This window comes from Patescibacteria group bacterium (assembly GCA_028707495.1).
Taxonomy (GTDB): Bacteria; Patescibacteriota; Patescibacteriia; order UBA2591; family JAQWAS01; genus JAQWAS01.
Genome location: JAQWAS010000001.1, coordinates 81,774 through 102,463 on the forward strand (window position 1 = coordinate 81,774; position 20,690 = coordinate 102,463).

Annotated in this window: 21 protein-coding genes; 20 read left to right on the forward strand and 1 reads right to left on the reverse strand. The window is 32.0% G+C overall.

What is annotated here, in order from left to right:
• Window positions 1-189: 189 nt before the first annotated feature.
• The 18 genes from PHS07_00405 (at window position 190) to PHS07_00490 (ending at window position 16,735) form a co-directional block, all read left to right on the forward strand.
• Complete coding sequence (locus PHS07_00405) at window positions 190-576, forward strand: CAP domain-containing protein (GenBank protein MDD4606788.1); 387 nt, start codon at window positions 190-192, stop codon at window positions 574-576.
• A gap of 8 nt (window positions 577-584) precedes the next feature.
• Window positions 585-977 carry a CAP domain-containing protein gene (locus PHS07_00410; protein MDD4606789.1) on the forward strand — a complete coding sequence of 131 codons (393 nt, stop codon included), beginning with the start codon at window positions 585-587 and terminating at the stop codon, window positions 975-977.
• A 164-nt stretch (window positions 978-1,141) separates the two neighbouring features.
• Entirely contained in the window at window positions 1,142-2,575 is a 1,434-nt protein-coding gene (locus PHS07_00415; GenBank protein ID MDD4606790.1) for a flippase, read from the forward strand.
• Between the two features lie 5 nt (window positions 2,576-2,580).
• Complete coding sequence (locus tag PHS07_00420; protein ID MDD4606791.1) at window positions 2,581-3,717, forward strand: glycosyltransferase family 4 protein; 1,137 nt, start codon at window positions 2,581-2,583, stop codon at window positions 3,715-3,717.
• A 1-nt stretch (window position 3,718) separates the two neighbouring features.
• Complete coding sequence (locus PHS07_00425) at window positions 3,719-4,441, forward strand: glycosyltransferase family A protein (protein ID MDD4606792.1); 723 nt, start codon at window positions 3,719-3,721, stop codon at window positions 4,439-4,441.
• Window positions 4,442-4,500: 59 nt separating this feature from the next.
• Entirely contained in the window at window positions 4,501-4,746 is a 246-nt protein-coding gene (locus tag PHS07_00430) for a hypothetical protein (GenBank protein ID MDD4606793.1), read from the forward strand.
• 25 nt (window positions 4,747-4,771) lie between these two features.
• On the forward strand, window positions 4,772-4,972 hold the full coding sequence (locus tag PHS07_00435) for a phosphopantetheine-binding protein (protein ID MDD4606794.1): 201 nt from the start codon (window positions 4,772-4,774) through the stop codon (window positions 4,970-4,972).
• A gap of 119 nt (window positions 4,973-5,091) precedes the next feature.
• Window positions 5,092-5,343: a hypothetical protein gene (locus PHS07_00440; GenBank protein MDD4606795.1), complete on the forward strand. Its 252-nt coding sequence runs from the start codon at window positions 5,092-5,094 to the stop codon at window positions 5,341-5,343.
• Window positions 5,344-5,415: 72 nt separating this feature from the next.
• Window positions 5,416-6,282 (forward strand): glycosyltransferase family 2 protein, encoded by an 867-nt coding sequence (locus tag PHS07_00445; GenBank protein MDD4606796.1) that lies wholly within the window; start codon window positions 5,416-5,418, stop codon window positions 6,280-6,282.
• Window positions 6,279-7,766, forward strand: coding sequence for an O-antigen ligase family protein (locus tag PHS07_00450; GenBank protein MDD4606797.1), 1,488 nt, complete (start codon window positions 6,279-6,281; stop codon window positions 7,764-7,766). Before PHS07_00445 ends, PHS07_00450 begins: the two co-directional genes overlap by 4 nt.
• Window positions 7,763-8,584, forward strand: coding sequence for an SPASM domain-containing protein (locus PHS07_00455; GenBank protein ID MDD4606798.1), 822 nt, complete (start codon window positions 7,763-7,765; stop codon window positions 8,582-8,584). Before PHS07_00450 ends, PHS07_00455 begins: the two co-directional genes overlap by 4 nt.
• A gap of 68 nt (window positions 8,585-8,652) precedes the next feature.
• Window positions 8,653-9,666: a glycosyltransferase family 2 protein gene (locus PHS07_00460; GenBank protein ID MDD4606799.1), complete on the forward strand. Its 1,014-nt coding sequence runs from the start codon at window positions 8,653-8,655 to the stop codon at window positions 9,664-9,666.
• Window positions 9,659-10,468, forward strand: a complete 810-nt coding sequence (locus PHS07_00465) for a glycosyltransferase family 2 protein (protein MDD4606800.1) — start codon at window positions 9,659-9,661, stop codon at window positions 10,466-10,468. Before PHS07_00460 ends, PHS07_00465 begins: the two co-directional genes overlap by 8 nt.
• A gap of 6 nt (window positions 10,469-10,474) precedes the next feature.
• A complete protein-coding gene (locus PHS07_00470) occupies window positions 10,475-12,427 on the forward strand; it encodes a DUF4012 domain-containing protein (GenBank protein ID MDD4606801.1) in 1,953 nt (650 codons plus the stop codon).
• Between the two features lie 35 nt (window positions 12,428-12,462).
• Window positions 12,463-13,470 carry a rod shape-determining protein gene (locus PHS07_00475; GenBank protein MDD4606802.1) on the forward strand — a complete coding sequence of 336 codons (1,008 nt, stop codon included), beginning with the start codon at window positions 12,463-12,465 and terminating at the stop codon, window positions 13,468-13,470.
• A 2-nt stretch (window positions 13,471-13,472) separates the two neighbouring features.
• Entirely contained in the window at window positions 13,473-15,026 is a 1,554-nt protein-coding gene (locus PHS07_00480; protein MDD4606803.1) for a hypothetical protein, read from the forward strand.
• A gap of 105 nt (window positions 15,027-15,131) precedes the next feature.
• Entirely contained in the window at window positions 15,132-16,256 is a 1,125-nt protein-coding gene (locus PHS07_00485) for a glycosyltransferase family 1 protein (GenBank protein MDD4606804.1), read from the forward strand.
• Window positions 16,257-16,339: 83 nt separating this feature from the next.
• Window positions 16,340-16,735, forward strand: coding sequence for a hypothetical protein (locus PHS07_00490; GenBank protein ID MDD4606805.1), 396 nt, complete (start codon window positions 16,340-16,342; stop codon window positions 16,733-16,735).
• 39 nt (window positions 16,736-16,774) lie between these two features.
• Here the strand turns inward: PHS07_00490 and PHS07_00495 are convergent, their stop codons facing one another.
• Window positions 16,775-17,722: an integrase core domain-containing protein gene (locus PHS07_00495; protein ID MDD4606806.1), complete on the reverse strand. Its 948-nt coding sequence runs from the start codon at window positions 17,720-17,722 to the stop codon at window positions 16,775-16,777.
• A gap of 136 nt (window positions 17,723-17,858) precedes the next feature.
• Between PHS07_00495 and PHS07_00500 the strand changes: the two genes are divergently transcribed.
• Both PHS07_00500 and typA read left to right on the forward strand, forming a co-directional pair.
• Window positions 17,859-18,683 (forward strand): hypothetical protein, encoded by an 825-nt coding sequence (locus PHS07_00500; GenBank protein ID MDD4606807.1) that lies wholly within the window; start codon window positions 17,859-17,861, stop codon window positions 18,681-18,683.
• A gap of 153 nt (window positions 18,684-18,836) precedes the next feature.
• Entirely contained in the window at window positions 18,837-20,621 is a 1,785-nt protein-coding gene (gene typA, locus PHS07_00505; protein ID MDD4606808.1) for a translational GTPase TypA, read from the forward strand.
• Window positions 20,622-20,690: the final 69 nt, after the last annotated feature.

Below are 20,690 nucleotides of genomic sequence, written 5' to 3' on the forward strand. Positions count from 1 at the left end.
CTTTAAAAGATTAACATAACTATAAAATTTTTACAAAAATAACCAAACAGAAATAACCAAACAAATCTTATTTAAAGGGAGAGAAAGATGAAAAGATGTTGCGTATTACTGGGATTGATTTTAATCTCGGTATTTTCCGTTCAGGGGTTTGAGAACGATCCAGACTTGAACCGAGAAAACTTGGTCGATATGATCAATAGCTATCGGGAAGATTACAAATATTCACCTCTAGAAATTAGCCCAACTCTGGAACGGTTGGCTATGGACTATTGCAAGAAAATTCTTCGAACGGGCGTAATTAATCCCGACTCGGCGAGTTTGGATGGCGGGCTGACAGAGAGAATCAAAGCCAGTGGTTATAAGGGCACTTATCAATATCAAGTAGCTATGCAACGGAACGATGGTTTTAGTCTAAGCTACGTCCTGAGTCAATTATTCGAGGATTCCGAAGTACTTAGGAGCTCAGACTATCAGCACATTGGTATTGGTTATATCACTGCTTCACAAAAACCACCTACGTCATTATTTTTGGTGGGAGCGGTTCAAGCCAAAAAAAAGATTCACCACAAGATCTGATTAAAAACATTAACGATTTCAGGTCTTCGATTGGTGCGCCACCGTTAAAAAATAACCATCTCTTATCTTTGGCTGCCCAAAATCACTGTCAGTATTTATTTGAAGTGGAAGATTTTAGCCATTGGGGAAGAGACGGGTCGTATCCGGCTGACAGGATTAAGGCTTGTGGATATAAAGCTGTCTACAGTGGCGAAAATCTTGCCGCTGTTGCTGGCGGATTTAATTCACAAGAGGTCGTTAAAGGATGGGAAAATAGCCCTAAACATCGAGAAATAATGTCGGATCGACATTACGAAGAGATAGGTATTGGCTATATCACCACAGACGAATGGGGATACGAAGATCTTTACGGTACAATGGTGACTATCTATGTGGTGACCTTTGGGGCTCGTGATGATTAGTGAAATTTTATTAACAAAAGGGATGGTGTAAGCCGTCCCTTAAAATTTATAATTATTTTTTTAAACAAAATAAAAATTAAAATTAAATTTTAAAAACTTAAATTTAAAAATTTAAAAAATAAAAGGTTTATTTTTTTGTTTTTTTAATGTATAATAAATATATTATGACATCTGGTCGCATAACTAAAAACACGTTTTATTTGACTTTAGCCTATGTAATCCAAAAGGTGATAGCTTTTGTTTATTTTGCATTATTAGCTCGCTTTTTGGGGGCTGGAGACGTTGGTAAATATGTTTTTGCTTTATCTTTCACAACTATATTTTCAGTTTTTGTGGATGTGGGTTTGAATTCAGTTTTAACTCGGGAAGTAGCTAAACAAAAAGATAAAAGCAATGTTTTTTTAAAAAATGTTTTTACTTTTAAATTAATTGCCTCGGTGCTTATTTATGGAGCGATTGTGTTAGTAATTAATTTATTGGGCTATCAGACAATCACCAAACAATTAGTTTATTTAGCTGGTTTAGTCATGATTCTGGATTCTTTTACTTTAAGTTTTTATGCTATTTTTCGGGGTCATCAAAATTTAAAATATGAAGGTATTGGCACAATTATTTATCAAATAATTGTCATGACTGGTGGTGGAATAGCGATTTTTTTAAAATTACCTTTGCACGTTTTTATTTCTGTTTTAATTTTAGCTAGTTTATTTAACTTTAGTTTTTCTCTAATATTGTTATACAAAAAATTAAATATTCAATTAGGTTGGCAAATCGACAAGCCAATTTTAAAATTTTTGTTAACCATTACAATTCCCTTTGCCATTGCCGGCATTTTTATTAAAGTTTATTCTTATATGGATCAGGTTTTGTTATCAAAATTAGCCGGTGATACTGCCTTGGGTTTTTATAGTGTAGGCTATAAATTAACTTTTGCCTTACAATTTATTCCAGCAGCTTTTGGGGCGTCTATTTTTCCAGCTTTGGCAGAATTTTATGTTCAGGCACGAGAAAAATTGTCACAAACTTTCGAAAAAGCTATTAGCTATTTAAGCGTTTTGGCTTTTCCAATTTCAGTTGGTGGTTTCATTTTAGCTGATAAAATTATTTTAGAAATTTATGGTCCGGAATATCAAGCCTCAATCTTGGTTTTGCAAATTTTGATTTGTGCTATGTTTTTTATTTTTATCAATTATCCACTGGGTTCAATTTTAAACGCTTGTGATCGTCAGAAAAATAATACGATCAATATTGGCATAACTATGGTAGTAAATATTATTTTAAATTTAATTTTAATTCCACGTTATACTTATTTGGGTGCATCTATCGCAGCTTTGATTAGCCATGGTTTACTGACAGGTTTAGGTTTGTATTGGGTGGGTAAGACTATTGATTATAACCGCTGGCATGTTTGGAAGATAATTTTAAAATCGATTTTGGCTAGTTTGATTATGGGTGGAGTGATTTATTGTTTTAAATCTTGGTTATGGTGGCCATTTTGGATTCCGGTGGGTGGTGGAATCTATATTTTAATTATTATTTTAATTGGCGGTTTAAAACGCCAAGATGTACAATCAATTTTACTTTCGTTTAAAAAATAATTTATATGAAGATTTTAATTATTAATCCCAATTCTGATGGTGGCGTGTGCCAATACACGCAAGCCCTATGCCAGGCTTTAGAAAAAGAGCGAGCCAGTTTTATTTTATTAACTACTCAGGGTAAAAATGAGTTAGATTATTTTAAAAATGATTTTATAATTCGCCGCGAATTGAAATCGCCACGGGCGTTTTTATTTTTTAAATTATGGCGTTATTGGCACAATCGCCGTTGTATTTTAAAAATGGTTCGTCGGGAAAAAATCGATGTAGTACATTTTGAGTGGTTATTGAGTCAAACTATGGATACCGGTTTAATAAAGAAATTACAGCGTTTAAACATTTTAACTGTTTACACGGCGCATAATATTTTACCGCACGAAGCTCGACCGGGAGATAAGCGTAAATTAAAAAAAATTTATCAAACAGTTGAAAAAATAATAGTTCACGCTGAAAATAATAAACAAGATCTAATTGATAATTTTAATATTCCAGCTAACAAAATAGATGTTATTTTCCATGGTAATTTTTTAAATGTGGTTAAATTGCAATCAGAATTAACTTTTCTTGAAGCGCGCCGCATGTTAGGTTTAGAACAAAACAATTTTATAATTTTATTTTTTGGCAACGTGCGACCCTATCGCGGATTAGATGTTTTAATTAAAGCCATGGTATATTTACGCAAATATTCCAATATTAAACTGGTGATTGCCGGTAAAATTCATGATTTTGAAATTACGCAGGATTTGATTGATTTGTTTAAAGTTCGTGAAAGTACAGATTTTCATTTAAATTATATCTCGCTAGATGAAGTGCATAAATATTTTTATGCGGCTGATGTGGTGGTATTACCTTATCATAAAATTTATCAAAGTGGAGCAATTCAATTAGCTTATTCTTTTGGTCGACCGGTAATTAGTACCCAAACTGGTGGTGTGCCAGAAGTTATTGATGAAGATAAAAGTGGTTTTGTTATTCCGGTTGATGATTCTAAAATATTGGCTAAAAAGATTTTAACAATGTATCAGAATTTAGATAAAACCAAATTAATGGGACGCTATAGTTTAGAATTAGCCAAGCAAAAATTTGATTGGACGGACATAGCTAAAAAAACCATTCAAGTTTATCAAAATAATTTAAAATAATATGCCACGATTGAGTGTTATAATTCCGACCTATCAGGATGGTAAATTAATTTCACAAACCATTGAATCAATTTTAGATCAAAATTTTAAAGATTTTGAAATTATTGTCGTGGTGGATGGTTCGACCGACGATACCTTAGAGAATTTAAAATGTTATAAAAACAAGATCAAGATTTTTTATCAGACCAACCAAGGCGCACCAGCAGCCCGTAATCGAGGGCTAAGAGAAGCTAATCCAAATTCAGAATTTATTATTTTTTGTGATAGCGATATGATATTATATGAAACAGCTTTTGAAAAAATGATCCAAATTTTAGAGCAACATCCCGACAAAAGTTATGTTTATAGTTCGTTCAGGTGGGGAAGTAAAAAATTTAAATTGCATGAATTTGATGCTATGAAATTAAAACAAGAAAATTATATTCACACCAGCTCGATGATCCGTCGTTGTGACTTTTCTCAACAAGGTTGGGACGAAAGTTTAAAAAGATTTCAAGATTGGGATTTGTGGTTAACCATGTTAGAGCAAGGTAAAACCGGTAAATGGATTGATGAGATTTTATTTTATTTTTCTCCAGGCAAAAATCGTATTAGTTCATGGTTGCCCAAATTTGTTTATAAAATACCTTGGCAGAAAATTGGTTGGGCGCCAACTTTAATCCAAAAATATTTTCAAGCCAAAAAAATTATTCAAAAGAAGCATACTCTTGACAGAAAAAGTTAGTCATGATAAATTATAAATTAAGATTGATCTTTTTAATTTTTTAAAAAAAGGAGGTTCTATTGGTTCACGAACAGGGAATCTTAAATTGGGTAGAAGACATGTTAAGGGGGTTGTTGGATGGTCAATTTTTAGAGGGGTTAAACATGACCTTTGGCCCCCAAGACAAAGAGCTTATAGCTCAAAGAATTATGGATGAATGGAATATCGATTTTTCCCCAGGTGACATTGTTAATAATGTAACAGTCAGGCTATTAGTTGATATAATTGAAAAAAAAATAGAAAGGAAAAAAATTGCTGGAAATTAGTTTAATGGATGTTCAAAAAATTCTCATGTTTGTTCTTGGCATTGCTTGTTCTAGAGCTTTATCGGCTCAAAGCAATATTTCGGACAAAATGGAAGAAGCGTCTTTTAGAGAAGAAATAGCTAAAAAACTTCAAGATGAATTTAACATCCAAATTAATCCTGACGATATAAAAGGTATATCCACTCCAAGAGAGTTAACTAAGTTTTTAATTAACTCCTCAAATTAGAAGATCTTGAAGCTCGTGCATTTGCGCGAGCTTTTTATTTACTCTTGACAAGAAATTAAATATATGCTAGTATTAAATAATAATAAAAAAATTAAAACTAAAAAATAGAAAGAGGAAGAATGTGTGTTAACAAATTTAATCCCGCACGAGAAATTCCCAAGATTATTGCTACCACCTTAGGAATTGAAGTTGGTGAAATAGGTTTGGGAACTAAGGTGCAAGATCTAATAGATCACGATAATCCGGATTCCAGAGAGCAGTTGATCTGCGCTTTAACATCTGTCAAAGAAGTTAGAGTGAGTAGAGCTGATATTTTTGGACTTAAAACGGTAATAGAGATAATAAATCTCTTTTATGAAAGAATCTTCTGATGATGAATTTAAACCCCGCCTAGTCGGGGTTTTCCTTTGTTTTAAATTTAAAAATAGGTTAAAATAGTATATATGTCTCAACAAATTGATTTATCAATTATTATTGTTAATTGGAATGTTAAGGATTTATTGATCAAATCTTTGCAAAGTATTTTAGATAACACACATGATATTAATTATGAAATTATTGTAGTAGATAATGCTTCGCAAGATGGTAGCGCAGATACGATTAAAGAAAAATTTCCGCAAATAAAGTTGATCGTCAATCAACAAAATTTGGGTTATGCTCGAGCTAATAACCAGGGCATTCAACAGGCCAGGGGAGAGTATATTTTATTATTAAACCCAGATACATTGATTTTGGAAAACGCTTTGGTAAAATGTTTAAATTATATTAAAATTAATCCCAATATCGGAGTTTTAGGTTGTCGATTATTAAATCCTGATGGCTCTTTACAGCCGTCTGTAAGGCGTTTTCCGGGGCTTTGGGATCAAGTTGGTATATTACTCAAATTACATCACATTATGCCAAATTTAGCCGTTTTTAAACGTTATTTAGCAAATGATTTAGATTATAGTCGTAGCCAGTCGGTTGAGCAGGTGATGGGTGCTTTTTTCTTAATTCCACACAAAATTATAAATCAAGTTGGTTTATTAGACGAAATTTTTTTTATCTGGTTTGAGGAAGTAGATTATTGTCAACGAGTTAAGCAAGCTGGCCATCAAGTCTATTATTTTAATCAAGCGCAAATTATTCATCATTTTGGTCAAAGCTTTAAACAAAGATTGAGTTTAGACAAACAAAAAATTTTTAATCAAAGTTTGAGTTATTATTTTAAAAAACACCATTCTAAATTAGAATATATAATTATTAATTTATTGCGACCCGTAAGTTTGGCGTTAGCTGGTTTAAGTCAGATTTTTAATTTTAAACAATGAAATTATTAACCCAAAAAACAAACTATTTAAAAATTGGCACGATTTTTTTATTTTTATTATTTTTAGAAATAACATCGTTTGTAGGTTATTTAAATCCTGAAGTTAATGTTTTAGTTTTTAGTTTAATTTTATTTTTTACTTTGATTTTAAGCTGGCAAAAATTAGAATACGGAATTTACATTATTTTAGCTGAGTTATTTATTGGTTCAAAGGGTTATTTATTTTTTTTACCAGTTGGTGAAAAAATGATTTCCTTGCGGATTGCTTTATTTGTGATAATGATGTTGGTTTGGGGATTAAAACTAATTATAGTTTGGTTTAAGAAACATTCTTGGCCTGATAATTTTTTTGAAATTAGAAAATCTAAATTTTTTAAATATTATTTAATTTTGGCTTTATGTTTAATCTGGGGTGTAGTTTGGGGGTTAATTAGAAAAAATAGTTTAAGCAATCTATTTTTTGATTTTAATGGTTGGTTATATTTTATTTTAGTTATACCATTTTTTGATATTATTAAAACTGAACAACATATTCAAAATATATTTAAAATTTTATCAGCTAGCTTGTTGATAGTTTGTTTTAAAACGGTATTTTTATTCTGGGTTTTTACTCATAACTTAGTTTGCTGGATGCAACCATTATATCGTTGGATGAGCGACAATTATATTGGTGAAATTAGTCTGATGAGTTATGATTTTTATCGTGTTTTTATTCAATCACAAATTTTTGTTTTAGTTGGTTTTTTTGTATTTTTGGTTGTTAGTTTGCGTTTTTTATTTAAACAAAACAACGGCTGGTTTAAAAATAAAAATTTGGCTTACGTTCTAACTGTTTTAAGCAGTTTAACTTTATTGATTAGTTTTTCGCGCTCTTTTTGGGTGGGTCTATTGGCTGGTATAATTTTATTGTTAATTTTAAGTAAAAAAGCGTGGCCACAGATTAAAATTAGTTTAGTAAAAATAGTTTTAGTTTTAATTTTAATTGCAGTTAGTAGTGCAGTTTTGGCCTTAGGTCTAGCTAATTTGCCCAAACCTTCTGGCGAGGTGGTTTCCCTGACCAGTTTAGTCGAGAAAAGACTAACCCAAAACGAGGTGGCTGGTATGAGCCGTTTAAATTTAATTCAACCATTATTAAAAGCTATCGCTAAACATCCGGTGATTGGTTCGGGTTTTGGGCAGACGGTAACTTATCAATCCTTAGATCCTAGAAATTTAAAAGATAATTCTGAAGGTTGGTACACAACTTTCGCTTTCGAATGGGGTTATTTTGATATTTGGTTAAAAATTGGTTTGGTTGGATTGATGGTTTATTTATTTTTAATCTGGCAGATTATAAAAAGTGGCTGGCAAAATAGGTCAATTTTAAATATAAGTTTAATTCTAGGTTTAGTCGCGGTTTTAGTTACTAGTTTTTTTAGTCCGTATCTAAATCATCCCTTGGGGATTGGTTATTTAATTTTATGTTCAGTTATTTTTGAAAAATGAAATTACCAAATTTAACATCAAGATTTTATATTTTTTTTAGTCATAAAGTTTTCAAAAAATGGAAATCAACCCTACGGGGTTTATATTATAGTTTAACTAAGTTGATTTATTATGGTACTTTTGATATGTTTGCAGCAGTGGATATAGAGACCATTAGTAGTTGTAATTTAAAATGCCATTATTGTCCGACAGCTTATTATGATCGTGGTCAGCATTTAATGTCAGAAAATTTGTTCAAAAAAATTATTGATGAATTGGCTGAAATTAGGTTTAGGGGTAGGATTTCACCACATTTTTATGGCGAACCATTATTAGATGATAGATTGTCTAAATTATTATTATATGCTCGACAAAAATTACCACAGGCCGATATTATTATTCATACCAATGGTTTGTTATTAACTAAAAAAAAGTTTGATGAATTTTTAAAAAATAAAGTTGATGGATTTGTAATTACCCTGCACAATGATTTAGTTAAAAATAAAATGGATCAATTTTTTAAATTATTAAATAAAAAAGAAAAACGTAAAATCAGAATTTTAAAGCCCGAAAAAATGATTTTATTTAATCGCGGTGGATTGGTTAAAATAACAAGAGCACATAAAATAAAAAGATGTTTTTATATACGCGATGAAATAGCCATTAATTATGGCGGTGAAGTGGTTTGTACTAATGATTTTTTGGCTAAATATAGTTTTGGTAATGTTAAAAATCAATCATTGACGGATATTTGGCATAAACCCAAATTTAAACAAATCAGACGAAATCTTTTAAAAGGAAAACCGGCCATGAATATTTGTCGAAATTGTTTGAAATAAAAAACCCCCGAACGTGATTAGTCCGGAGTAGGTTTTATTCGATCCAACATTAATTTATCAAATTATTTATGTCAACAACTAAAGTCGCTATTAGTTTGGTTACCTGGAACGCAGTCAAATATCTGCCATGGTGTTTGGATTCAGTTTTAAATCAAACTTTCAAGGATTATGAAATTTTAATTATTGATAATGCCTCGACTGATGGCACAGTTGATTTTATTCGACAAAACTATCCGAATTTAAAAGTAGTAGTTAATAAAAATAACTTAGGTTTTAGTCAGGCACACAATCAAGCGATTCATTGGACCGAAAGTCAATATGTTTTATGCTTAAATCAAGATGTAATTTTAGAGCCAGATTTTTTACAACAAGCCATTGATTTTTTAGATCACAATTCAAAGATTGGGAGTTTAACTGGCAAATTATTAACTTGGAATTTTGACGAATCTAGCATCTTGCCCAAAATTACCAAAAGTGGTAAGTTAGACAGCGCGGGTCTAGTCATTCATAAAAATCATCAAATAGTTGATATTGGTCAGGGACGCAGAGATGGAGAACAATTTAAAACTGGTCAGGAAATTTTTGGAGTTTCTGGCGCTGCGCCAATTTATCGTCGTCAAGCCCTAAATGATGTTAAATATAAAAACGAATATTTTGATGAAAACTTTTTTATGTACAAAGAAGATGTTGATTTAGCTTATCGTTTAAGATGGTATGGTTGGTCGGCGGCATATTGGCCAGCAGTTGTGGCTTATCATCAACGGGGTGCCCAAGGTAAAGAAAATTTTAAAAGTACTCATCAGCATCGTTCAGTTAAGTCTGATTTTGTTAATTATCATTCCTATAAAAATCACTGGTATGTTTTAATTAAAAACGAAACGCTGAACAATATATTTGTTCATTTACCGCATATCTTTTGGTACGAATTTAAAAAGTTTATTTATTTAATTCTATTTGAAAAACAAACCTTAAAAAGCTTTAAAGAAATTAAAAAATATTGGCGTTTAATGTTAAATAAGCGGCACTATATTTTAAAAAATAAAAAAGTTGAATCTAAAGAAATAAGACAATGGTATGTATAAAGATGTAGCTATAATCATAGTAAATTATAAATCAAAAGGCTTATTGAAAAATTGTTTAAAGTCTATTTTTAGTGATTTGGAAAATACAACTTTAAATTACAGTGTAGTCGTGATTGATAATGATTCTCAAGATGATAGCGAACAAATGTTAATTCAAGAATTTCCTCGGACTGAGAGGATTTTTTTAAAAAATAATTTAGGCTACGCTCGAGCCGTTAACCTTGGTTTGAAAAAATTTCCAGCTAAATATTATTTTGTTTTAAATCCTGATACTCTGTTTTTAGAAAAAAAAGTTATTGAGCGTTTGTTTAATTTTATGGAGGCACATCCACGAGTTGGTTTGGTTGGACCGAAATTAATTAATCCCGACCGAAGTATTCAATATTCAGCTTGTCGTTTCCCTAACTTTTGGGTACCAATTTATCGTCGAACCAAATTAGGTAAATTAAAACGAGCGAGTCAAAAAATTGATCATTTTTTAATGCATGAATGGGATCATCGTGATACTCGAGAAGTTGATTGGGTTTTGGGTACGGGTATGTTTGTGCGCCATCAGGCTATGGAAGAGGTTGGTGGTATGGACGAAAGATTTTTTATGTATTTTGAAGACGTGGATTGGTGTCGGCGTTTTAAAGAAAAGAATTGGCCAGTTTATTATTTGGCTGACGTTGAGGTTATTCATTATCATGGCCGTCCTTCAGCTGAAATGACAGGTATTAAAAGTATTTTATTTAGTCGTGGCACGCGCATACACATTGCTTCTTGGTTAAAATATTTTTTAAAATATTGGCTTCATAAATAATTTTTTATGGATTATTATACCTTTCAGCAACAAGCAACTAATTTTTTAGACCAACAAATTAACCGGCCACGCTGGCGCAAAGTTAAAATTGGCTTAACGATTTTTTTCTGTTTAATTTTAATTTTAATTGGTTTTAGTATTAAAGATTTATTTTTAATTAAAAATGTTATTCAAAACAGTTTACAAGCTAAAGATTTAATTGTCACCGTGCAAAATGATTTAATGCGTCAGGATTATCAAGTTATTAATCAAAACATCGATCAGGCTGATTACATTTTAAATCAACAATTGTCGGCGCTAGATAGATTATTAATTTTAGATAAATTGCCGATGGTTAGGCGACAGGTTTTTTTAATTGAAAATTTTTTAATGTTAGGGCAAAACACGACACAAACTTTAAAAATAATTTTACCGATAGCAGATAATTTATTGCAAATTATTAGTCAAGCCCAATCATTAGAAAATGTTTTGCAAGATCAACGTTTAACAATTTTAAATTATTTAGAAGCGAATCATACACAATTAATTTTAGCAACTGAAAAAATTAATGTTTCTCAAGAATTAATTCAAATAATTGATGATTATTCAACCTTTAAACAAGCTGAAGAATTAATTGATGTGTATGTTAAAGATTTGAAATCAACCTATAAATTAGTTGGTCAAATAGTTGATTTTTTAAATATTGCGCCACAAGCCTTGGGTTATCCTCAAGAAAAAAATTATTTAATAATTTTACAAAATAATAATGAATTAAGACCAACGGGCGGTTTTATCGGTAGTTATGGAATTTTAAAATTACAAAATGCAGAAATCAAAGAATTGAAAATAGATGACGTCTATAATCTCGATAAATTAGTTGAGGGTGATTTAAATCAATCATCCCCAGAGCCTTTGTGTCAGCACGCGCATTGGTGTGATTGGTATTTACGAGATGCCAATTGGTGGCCAGATTTTCCCACCTCAGCTCAAAATATAATTCATTTTTATCAACTCGAAAGACAAGTAGCTAATTTAGACCTACAGCAAATTGATGGGGTGATAGCGATTAATCCAGAATTTGTAGTTAATCTAGTGGAATTAATTGGTCCGATTAAAATCAATAATATAGAATTCAGTAGTGATAATTTTGTTCAACTTTTACAAGAAGAGGTTGAGATGACATATTATGAAAAGGGCATTCCGCAGGCTGAGCGTAAGGAAATTTTAAATGATTTATACGCTTTTATTTTTAAACAAATTTTAAGTTTACCTTTGGAAAAATATTTAACGCTAGTTAATATTACACAGAATAATATCAATCAACGTAATTTAACTTTTTATTTTACGGATCAAAATTTACAAAATTATTTTGAACAACATAATTGTACGGGCGAAATAAAAAATTTGGCGGGAGATTATTTGATGTTGGTGGATACTAATTTACGTAGTTTAAAAACCGATCGTTTAATTCAACGTCAAATAAATTATCAAGTTTATCCCGATGAAGATGATTTGATAGTGCAACTAAAAATTCATTATACTAATTTGGGTCAAAATGAGGATTGGCAAACCGATGATTATCGAAATTATGTTAGAATTTATTTACCCAAAGATATAGGATTAATTGACAGTTATGGTTTTATAAAAAATGAAGGTACGCCAGCCTCAGCTGAGCCTTTAATATATACAGAAAATAATAAAACCGTTTTAGCTGGTTTAATTATGGTTCCCTTGGGTCAAGAAAAAGAAATCGGATTTACATATCGTTTACCAAAAGAAATTAGTCAATTTAAAGATTATAATTTATATATTCAAAAACAATCGGGTATGCAAAATGTAAGTCTAAATGTTGATTTAAAATTTAATAAAAAAATTAGTCAAACTAAGGCTACAGATGTGTATATTCAGCAAATCAATCAACAACAAGTTAAAATTGAAAATAATTTAAAACAAGATTTGGCGATTGAAATAAATTTTTAAATTTGCTATAATACAAGACTATAAAAATTAAACTTATGTTTAGTAAAAAAATAGGTATTGATTTGGGGACAACTAACACTTTGGTCCATATTCCCAAACGTGGGGTGGCAATTAACGAACCATCGGTCATTGCTATTTCTAAAATTGATAAAAAAATATTAGCCGTAGGCGAAGAAGCTAAAGACATGTTGGGTCGCACACCAGATTCAATTATTGCTTCTCAACCCATGAAAGATGGAGTAATCGCCGATTATCGAGCCACTGAAGCTATGTTAAAATATTTTATTAATAAAACTTTAACCGGTTTTCGTTTTTTTCGTCCCGAAGTGATGGTCTGTACACCCGGCGGTGCGACTTCAACTGAAAAACGGGCGGTGATTGATGCGGCCATGGCGGCGGGGGCTAAAGCGGCTTATATTATTAAAGAACCAATTGCGGCAGCCATTGGGGCTTCTATTCCAATTGGATCAGCTTCAGGACATATGATTGTAAATATGGGTGGTGGAACTTGCGAAATTGCTGTTATTTCTTTGGGCGGTATTGTAGCTAGCAGCTCAATTCGAGTCGCTGGTAATAAATTTGATATGGCTATTTTAGAACACGTGCGTCGTCGCTATAATTTAGATATTGGCGAAGCGACCGCTGAACAAGTTAAAATTAATATTGGTTCAGCTCTTTTCTTAGAAAATAAATTAAAAATGCGAGTCAGGGGTCGCAATACTATTACGGGTTTGCCGTATACAGTGACAATTACTTCTAATGATGTAACTGAAGCTATTCAAATAGAATTAGAAAACATTATTTCTGCTATCAAAATGGTTCTACGGGATACGCCTCCAGAACTTTCGGCTGACGTGATGGATAAGGGTATTGTTTTAGCTGGTGGTTCATCACAGCTACGCAAATTAGATAAATTATTTTCTCAGGCTTTAAATATTCCAGTTTATATTGCGGATGAACCGATTTTATGTGTCATTCGAGGAATTGGTTTAGCCTTAGATAATTTGGATTCATACAAGAGAAGTTTGTTATCTAATAAATAAATATGGAAGGATCACCTGACTACAAATCACAACCTGATATTGAAAATGATAGAATAAATCAAGCTGATAAATTAATTAATACGGAAGAAAAATTAAAAGAACCAGAATCTTTTTGGTTAAAAAATTTTGAAAAACTCAAAGAAAAAGCTAAAGAAATTTTAAAGAAGTCCTCGGCTAAAGCTAGGACTTTTGTGCTTTACGGTATGATTTGTTTGGCAACAGCTAGTCCAGAAGCAACCCTAGCTAAAGCTAAATTTAATATTGATAATGAAAAAAATATTTGGGAATTGTTTATTGATGATGAAGATGAAAAAAATAAAGAAGTCAAAGAGGGATATTGTTTGAAATTAGTTCCATTAAATGAAATTGGAATTGACACAACGAGTCATAAATTTCAATCACCGGTTTTTGAAAAAATAGACACTACAGCCGTAGAGATGTCTGGTGTTAATTATGAAATTAAAGATCGCCAAAGTTTTAATGATTTTGTTTCAGAGCAAGCAATTTTAAAATCAGAGGAATTAGGTTTTGAGCTCGACAAAATTACACCTCAAGAATTAATTTTACTCACAGCTAAAATCACGGAAGATAATTTAGAATACGAATACGGAGCAAATTGGCTTGATGCTGTAGTTTATTCGGATAGTATTGATCAAGAGATAAGTGAAATGCCCTTAGATCAAATGTTAATTAAAAATAAAAAGGGTGTTTGTCGGCATTATGCTGTTTTATATAAATTAATTTTTGATGAAATAAAAGAAATATCCAAATCGTCATATTTAGAAAATATTTTAGTTAAAGAGGTGCCGAATTTTAACATAATGCATGCGTATAATGTGGTTTTTGAATTACATCAAGATGATAAATCAACCACGATTAAAATGTCATTTTTAGATACAACCTTTGACGATAATTTGGGGAATTTTAACGATAATTTGGAGGCGGGAGATGAAGACCATGGGGGTAAAAGAGAAAATTTTTTGGGCACTACTTTTGGTACGGTTGAATTGTTTAATTTTAATGAACAAATTGATGTTTTGGACGCTTTTAAAGAATTTTACGTTGATTCGACAGATGTATATAATGAAATGGTAATTTCTAAATATGATTTAATTATGTATTATGCTGATCAAGAAATGGCTCAAGCGGTTTTATTTTCCGAGAAAAAAGATCCTGAGGGGATAGAAAAATCTTTAGAAATTTTACAGCGGGCTTGGGATGAATTTAAAAATGATGTGGTGGCACGAGATAAATATAATCCAAATTTTATTAGTTTAGAGGACAGATTGTTTGTAGATCGTAAGTTGGGAGATTATGTTAAATTATATTGGAGAGATATTCCAATAGAGATTTTAGATCCTATGATTAAAGAATCTATAGATATGGGCATTATAATGCCAGCTAGGTTTTTATTAACTAATCTACAAGAAGAAGCTTTAGTTTTGTCATCTAAAAAGGCCAGAAAAGAAAATCAAAAGAGAATAGATGATTTAGAAGGATATTTAATTGGGACTGAATTTAAATTTGCCATGGGATTGGATAAATCCAAAAAATAAGTTTATGCTGATTGGCATCGACCCCGCCCATCACGAAAGGTGGGGCGCGACGAGGATGTTTCAATGTTTGTTTTATCAAATAAGTTTAATTTTTAAAATAAGTTTATGTTTATCGGTATCGACGCTTCACGCGCCAATAAAAAACATAAAACCGGAGTCGAATGGTATGCTTATCATTTAATCCAAAATTTAAAAAAAATTGATTCACACAATCAATATTTTTTATATACCAACAAAAAATTAAAAGGCGAACTAGGCGATTGCCCGGCTAATTTTCAAGAGGTAGTTTTAAATTGGCCACCACGGTATTTATGGACGCAAATTAGATTATCTTGGGCTATGAAATTTAGCAAATACAAACCAGATGTTTTATTTATTCCAGCTCACACTATTCCAATTTTACATCCGAAAAATTCAATCGTGACTATTCACGATGTGGGTTTTGCGCGTTTTCCAAAATTATATAACTGGAAAGATAAATTGTATCACAACTGGACTTTAAAATTTATCAAAAAGCATGCTAAAAAAATAATTACAGTCTCCCAATTTTCCAAACAAGAAATCGTTAAATTTTATAAAATTAAGCCAGACAAAATCCAAGTTATTTACAATGGCTTTGATGCGGGCAATTATCAATCTGTTCAAGATAAAAACTTAATTCAACTAATTTTAGAAAAATATAGCATCACTCAACCTTATTTTTTAAATATCGCACGCTTGGAATATAAAAAAAATATTTTAGGCTTAATTAAGTCTTTTGAAATTTTTAAAAATAAATTTGAATCAGCCCAAAATTTTAAATTAATTTTAGTTGGCAATAGGGGAGCTGGCGCAGATCAAATTTTACAAGCTATTGAGAAATCAAAATTTAAAAAAGACATTTTAACTTTAGGTTGGCTTGACAGAAGAGATTTAAACTATTTAATGAACGGTTGTCGAGCTTTTATTTTTCCATCTTTATACGAAGGTTTTGGCATTCCAGTTTTAGAAGCCATGTCGTGTGGCGTACCAGTGATAACTTCTCGAGCAGCTTCATTACCAGAGGTGGTCGCAGATGCTGCTTTGTGTGTTGATCCAGAAAATTATAATGATTTGGCTCAAAAAATGTATCAAATTGATACAGATGAGAATTTGCGTCAAGAATTAATTAAAAAAGGTTTTCAGCAAATTAAAAAGTTTTCTTGGCAGGAATGTGCGCAAAGAGTTTTGGATGTGTTGACAAGAGATTAATTATGTGATAGGTTTATAACAATATTAAATAATATAAAAAGTTCTTTATAGAATACAATAAAAAAATAAGGAGAGAAGGCATAATGAAAAAATATTTCGTAAGCGAATTGGTGGCCGTTATTCTAACTGTTATACTGTATTTAATAACCAGATTAGTTTTTAAACTTAGTTATGAGATTTCAATGGGGGTAATATTCTTTTTTTCTCTACTCATATTAGCTAATTCTGAAGTTGAAATTGGGGCAGCCGATGGTGTCGTAACAATTGTTGTCGGTATTTTTATCGGCTTTGTTAATCCAATTGCGAGTATAATAGTTTTTTTGGGAACAATTACCGCTATAATTATAATGATAGCTTCGGTAAGTAGCGATAAGACTCTCAACTCTAGAATCAAAAAATTTTTCATTTTCATGACCTTGCTGGTAGAATTTATTTTTTTAGGAATGGCCTTTGATCAATTTCTACCAACGTTCTTATAGTTTTCTTAAAAACCGCTACAATGGCGGTTTTTTATTGTTTTAGACACATACATTTTGCACCCTCAAACCAAGGGCTTGATTAGGAGTTAGACCGTTTAAGGCACAATGTTCTAAATCATTGTAATACATATTCCAAAGTTTAATCTTGTATTTTAATTCTTCAAAACTATTAAATTTAACCTGGTTATAGAATTGTTCTTGATCGGTACGATGACTACGCTCTACGTGTCCATTTTGAGCAGGCTTACCAGGATCAATCAGATAATGTTGTATGTTTAATCTTTGACATTCTAAATCAAGTATGTGTAGGCGTGGATTAAGTGGATGGATACTTTTAATATAGCCCGTATAACGATTAGTGAAGATCGAAGCATTGTCAGTCTTGATAGCTAAGATTTTATGAGGGAAGTTTTGAATAACTTGATTAAAAAAATCTAGACTTAAATGATTGCCTTGGGCTTCATAGATTTTAATATAGCGCCAACGTGTAGCACAGTCAATAGCTGTAAACTGGTAAAAACGCCTAGAACCTAGTAATTGAGGCACATATTTAACGTCTATCTCAACTAAGTCACCTGGTTGTAGTTGTGCTTTAACATACTTGTATTTAACTTTACGCACACGATATTTACGTGTTAAACCCTCTGTTTTGATGATTTTACCAATAGTGCGATGATGAAGATGAATCCCTTGTTTATTTAAGCGCCAGGCTAATTTTTGAGCGCACAGACCTGTTTCTTGTCTTAACTCAATAACTTGTTCTTTGATTCGAATAGACGTCTCTTGGGGATGGCTTTTAGGGCGAGTTGACTTGTTGACTAGACCAGCTAAACCAGACTGTTTAAAGTTAGCTAACCAATACTTAAGAGTCCTTTCACAGAAGGGACAAACTTGAACCATATTTTTAATGGTAATTTTACCATCAAGGATTGGTTTAATCCAACGAAGTTTTTCTTCGATTGTTGATTTGGGCATAGTTTTAGACATGCCCCTAGTTTAGCAAAAAGTGCAATATGTGTGTACACATTACCTTATCCCCTTGACAAGAAAAATAATTTATGATAACATATAGATAGTTCGTTTAATGCCTGGATTATCCTAGGAGGGTAATTTCAGGAACAAAATGTTTCATTTAAAATTGTTCCCAGGAGGAACAAGGAGGTATTTCATGCTCGGAGAAGGTAAACTCAAACACACAGCAGTAGTTGTGCGTAGTTACAAAAACTCTCATGTTACGCAGCAAATTCGAAATCTGTTGAATATGGGTGTGGGAAAGATCTACGTGGTGGTTAAGAATACCGAGGATAAGGGGTCAACCAAGGGTTGGCTCAAAAAATATAAGAACGATCCTAGGTTGGAAGTCTTCGAGATGGAAGATGGATATACCTGGTGTAATGCGCTTAATGCGGCGATCTACAAGATTCAAATGGAAAATCTCTCTGAGAGATCCACTGTCGAGTTCGTGCTGAATCTGTCGGTAGAAACCAAGATCACCAAGAAACACCTGGTTACTATGTTGGACGTTTTGACTGACAGTCAACGCGTCGGCGTAGTAGGTAGTTCTTTTGTCGGTTACTGTCAGGGCAATCAGGTTAGTCTCGGGAGATCATACCGTCACCCCCGTAACACTGGGATGGTGATTAGATTTGAGGTGTTTAAAAAACTTCTCGGTCTATTCAACAACTTGTGTGATGACAAGGGCGGCATGGAGGATATCGAATTTATCCTTCGCATGTTAGTATACACCAACTATGAATACAGGATGCTCAATTTGGGTATCAAGCTCGTTGTAGGGGTGTATTACAATCAGGACACGAAGGAACAAAGAGAGCAATCTGCCATGGATCTGATTATTCAGATGTGGCGCAACACTTTTCCCAACAAAGACTCTGAGGGTCGTCTGCGCTTCGAAAATGCAATCGCAGAAATGGGACTCGAAGAAGCTTAAAGCTTTCTTTCGGTATAACGCCGTCGACAGTTTTGTCGGCGGCTTTTTATTATCTTGACAAGAAAAATAATTTAAAGTATAATTAAAAATTCGTATATATTCTTTATTAAGAAATTACGTGAATTCGTAATTTTTTTAAATAATAATTAAATTATGGAAATTAGAAATATTGCTATCATCGCACATGTTGATCATGGTAAAACAACCTTAACTGATGCTTTAATGAAGCAAACTGGCATGACAGATGGGTCAGTGACGATGGATAGCAATGACATGGAAAAAGAAAGGGGCATTACGATTTATTCTAAAAATACATCGGTTTTTTATAATGGAACTAAAATAAACATCGTTGATACGCCTGGCCACGCTGATTTCAGCTCTGAAGTTGAACGAATTTTGCGTTCAATTGACTGCGTCCTTCTTTTGGTGGATGCTCAAGAGGGTCCCATGCCTCAAACTAAGTTTGTTTTAAAAAAATCATTAGAACTTGGATTAAAACCAATTGTCGTTATTAATAAAATTGATAAGCCTGACGCTCGACCAGAAGAAGTTAGAGAGATGGTTTTTGAATTATTTTTAGATTTGGGAGCTAGCGATGAACAGTTAGATTTTCCGGTTATTTTTGCCACTTCAAAACTAGGCATAGCTAAATTGAATTTAGCAGATGAATCAACTGATTTAAACCCACTTTTAGATTTAATTTTAGATAAAGTTGTGCCGGTTCCAGCTAAGATGGTTGATGAGTTATTTAGCGCTCAACCTTTTAATTTAGCTTATGATAATTTTTTAGGCCGATGTGCTATTTGTCGAATTTATTCTGGAAAAGTTAAAAATGGTCAAACAATAAAAATAATTAATTCAGAAAAAAATAATCGGAGTGGTAAAATAACCAAGCTTTTTACTTTTCATGGCTTGGAAAGAAAAGAAGTCGAAGAAGCTGTGGCTGGTGATATTGTAATGATTGCTGGATTTCCAAATATTAATATCGGTGAAACTCTGGTTGAAAATGAATCTCAAATTCCTCTGCCGGATATTAAAATAGACGAGCCGACAATTTCTTTAAATTTTTTAGTTAACAATTCGCCCTTTGCTGGCCGAGAAGGAAAATTTGTAACCAGTCGACAATTGAAAGAGCGTTTAGAAAAAGAACTTGAGGTGAATGTTGGTCTTAAAGTAGATTTTTCAGAAACAGCTTATTATAATGTTTGCGGTCGAGGAGAATTACATATCGCTATTTTACTTGAGAATTTGCGACGTGAAGGTTATGAACTCCAAGTTTCACAACCAAAAGTTATCATTAAAAAAGAAAATGGTCTGGATCTTGAACCATTCGAGGAATTAACCATTGATGTGCCAGAAAAAAATTCAGGTGTCGTAATTGAAAAAATTTCTAAAAGACGAGGTCAATTAATTAATATAAAAAATCATCATAATCAAAGTCGTTTAATTTTTGAAATTCCAACGCGCGGTTTACTTGGTTATCGCAATGAATTTGTGGTTGATACGCGTGGTGAAGGAATTTTATGTACTCATTTTTTAGATTTTAAACCCTTTGTCGGAGAAATAGAAAAAAATGAGCTAGGTTCAATGATTTCTGGATTTTTAGGCAAATCCTCAGCCTATTCTTTAGCTAATTTACAAGAAAGAGGTTCCTTATATATCGGACCAAATGTTGAAGTTTATGAGGGTATGGTAATCGGAAATGTTGCCAAGGGAAATGATATGGTTGTTAATCCAATCAAGGGTAAAGCTTTAACTAATATGCGTGCTTCCGGTGCTGATGATGCCATAAAATTAGTTAATCCACTTGAAATCTCATTAGAACGTGGGCTAAGTATTGTTGGAGAAGATGAATATTTAGAAGTGACGCCTAAAAATATTCGTTTAAGAAAAAAAATGCTAACTGCTATTGAAAGAGCGCGCCACAAAAAGAAGTAAAATAAAATTATATTTTTTAAACTCATCAATTTTTGTTGGTGGTTTTTTTATTTAATATATATTACGTGG

What these genes read in the sequence shown, in the direction of transcription:
- PHS07_00500 (MDD4606807.1), top strand. Translation starts at nt 17,859, where the DNA reads ATGTTTCATTTAAAATTGTTCCCAGGAGGAACAAGGAGGTATTTCATG.
- PHS07_00455 (MDD4606798.1), top strand. Translation starts at nt 7,763, where the DNA reads ATGAAATTACCAAATTTAACATCAAGATTTTATATTTTTTTTAGTCAT.
- PHS07_00490 (MDD4606805.1), top strand. Translation starts at nt 16,340, where the DNA reads ATGAAAAAATATTTCGTAAGCGAATTGGTGGCCGTTATTCTAACTGTT.
- PHS07_00460 (MDD4606799.1), top strand. Translation starts at nt 8,653, where the DNA reads ATGTCAACAACTAAAGTCGCTATTAGTTTGGTTACCTGGAACGCAGTC.
- PHS07_00440 (MDD4606795.1), top strand. Translation starts at nt 5,092, where the DNA reads ATGTGTGTTAACAAATTTAATCCCGCACGAGAAATTCCCAAGATTATT.
- PHS07_00475 (MDD4606802.1), top strand. Translation starts at nt 12,463, where the DNA reads ATGTTTAGTAAAAAAATAGGTATTGATTTGGGGACAACTAACACTTTG.
- PHS07_00450 (MDD4606797.1), top strand. Translation starts at nt 6,279, where the DNA reads ATGAAATTATTAACCCAAAAAACAAACTATTTAAAAATTGGCACGATT.
- PHS07_00470 (MDD4606801.1), top strand. Translation starts at nt 10,475, where the DNA reads ATGGATTATTATACCTTTCAGCAACAAGCAACTAATTTTTTAGACCAA.
- PHS07_00480 (MDD4606803.1), top strand. Translation starts at nt 13,473, where the DNA reads ATGGAAGGATCACCTGACTACAAATCACAACCTGATATTGAAAATGAT.
- PHS07_00425 (MDD4606792.1), top strand. Translation starts at nt 3,719, where the DNA reads ATGCCACGATTGAGTGTTATAATTCCGACCTATCAGGATGGTAAATTA.
- PHS07_00445 (MDD4606796.1), top strand. Translation starts at nt 5,416, where the DNA reads ATGTCTCAACAAATTGATTTATCAATTATTATTGTTAATTGGAATGTT.
- PHS07_00485 (MDD4606804.1), top strand. Translation starts at nt 15,132, where the DNA reads ATGTTTATCGGTATCGACGCTTCACGCGCCAATAAAAAACATAAAACC.
- PHS07_00415 (MDD4606790.1), top strand. Translation starts at nt 1,142, where the DNA reads ATGACATCTGGTCGCATAACTAAAAACACGTTTTATTTGACTTTAGCC.
- PHS07_00420 (MDD4606791.1), top strand. Translation starts at nt 2,581, where the DNA reads ATGAAGATTTTAATTATTAATCCCAATTCTGATGGTGGCGTGTGCCAA.
- PHS07_00435 (MDD4606794.1), top strand. Translation starts at nt 4,772, where the DNA reads ATGTTTGTTCTTGGCATTGCTTGTTCTAGAGCTTTATCGGCTCAAAGC.
- PHS07_00465 (MDD4606800.1), top strand. Translation starts at nt 9,659, where the DNA reads ATGTATAAAGATGTAGCTATAATCATAGTAAATTATAAATCAAAAGGC.
- PHS07_00405 (MDD4606788.1), top strand. Translation starts at nt 190, where the DNA reads ATGATCAATAGCTATCGGGAAGATTACAAATATTCACCTCTAGAAATT.
- typA (MDD4606808.1), top strand. Translation starts at nt 18,837, where the DNA reads ATGGAAATTAGAAATATTGCTATCATCGCACATGTTGATCATGGTAAA.
- PHS07_00495 (MDD4606806.1), bottom strand. Translation starts at nt 17,722, where the DNA reads ATGTCTAAAACTATGCCCAAATCAACAATCGAAGAAAAACTTCGTTGG.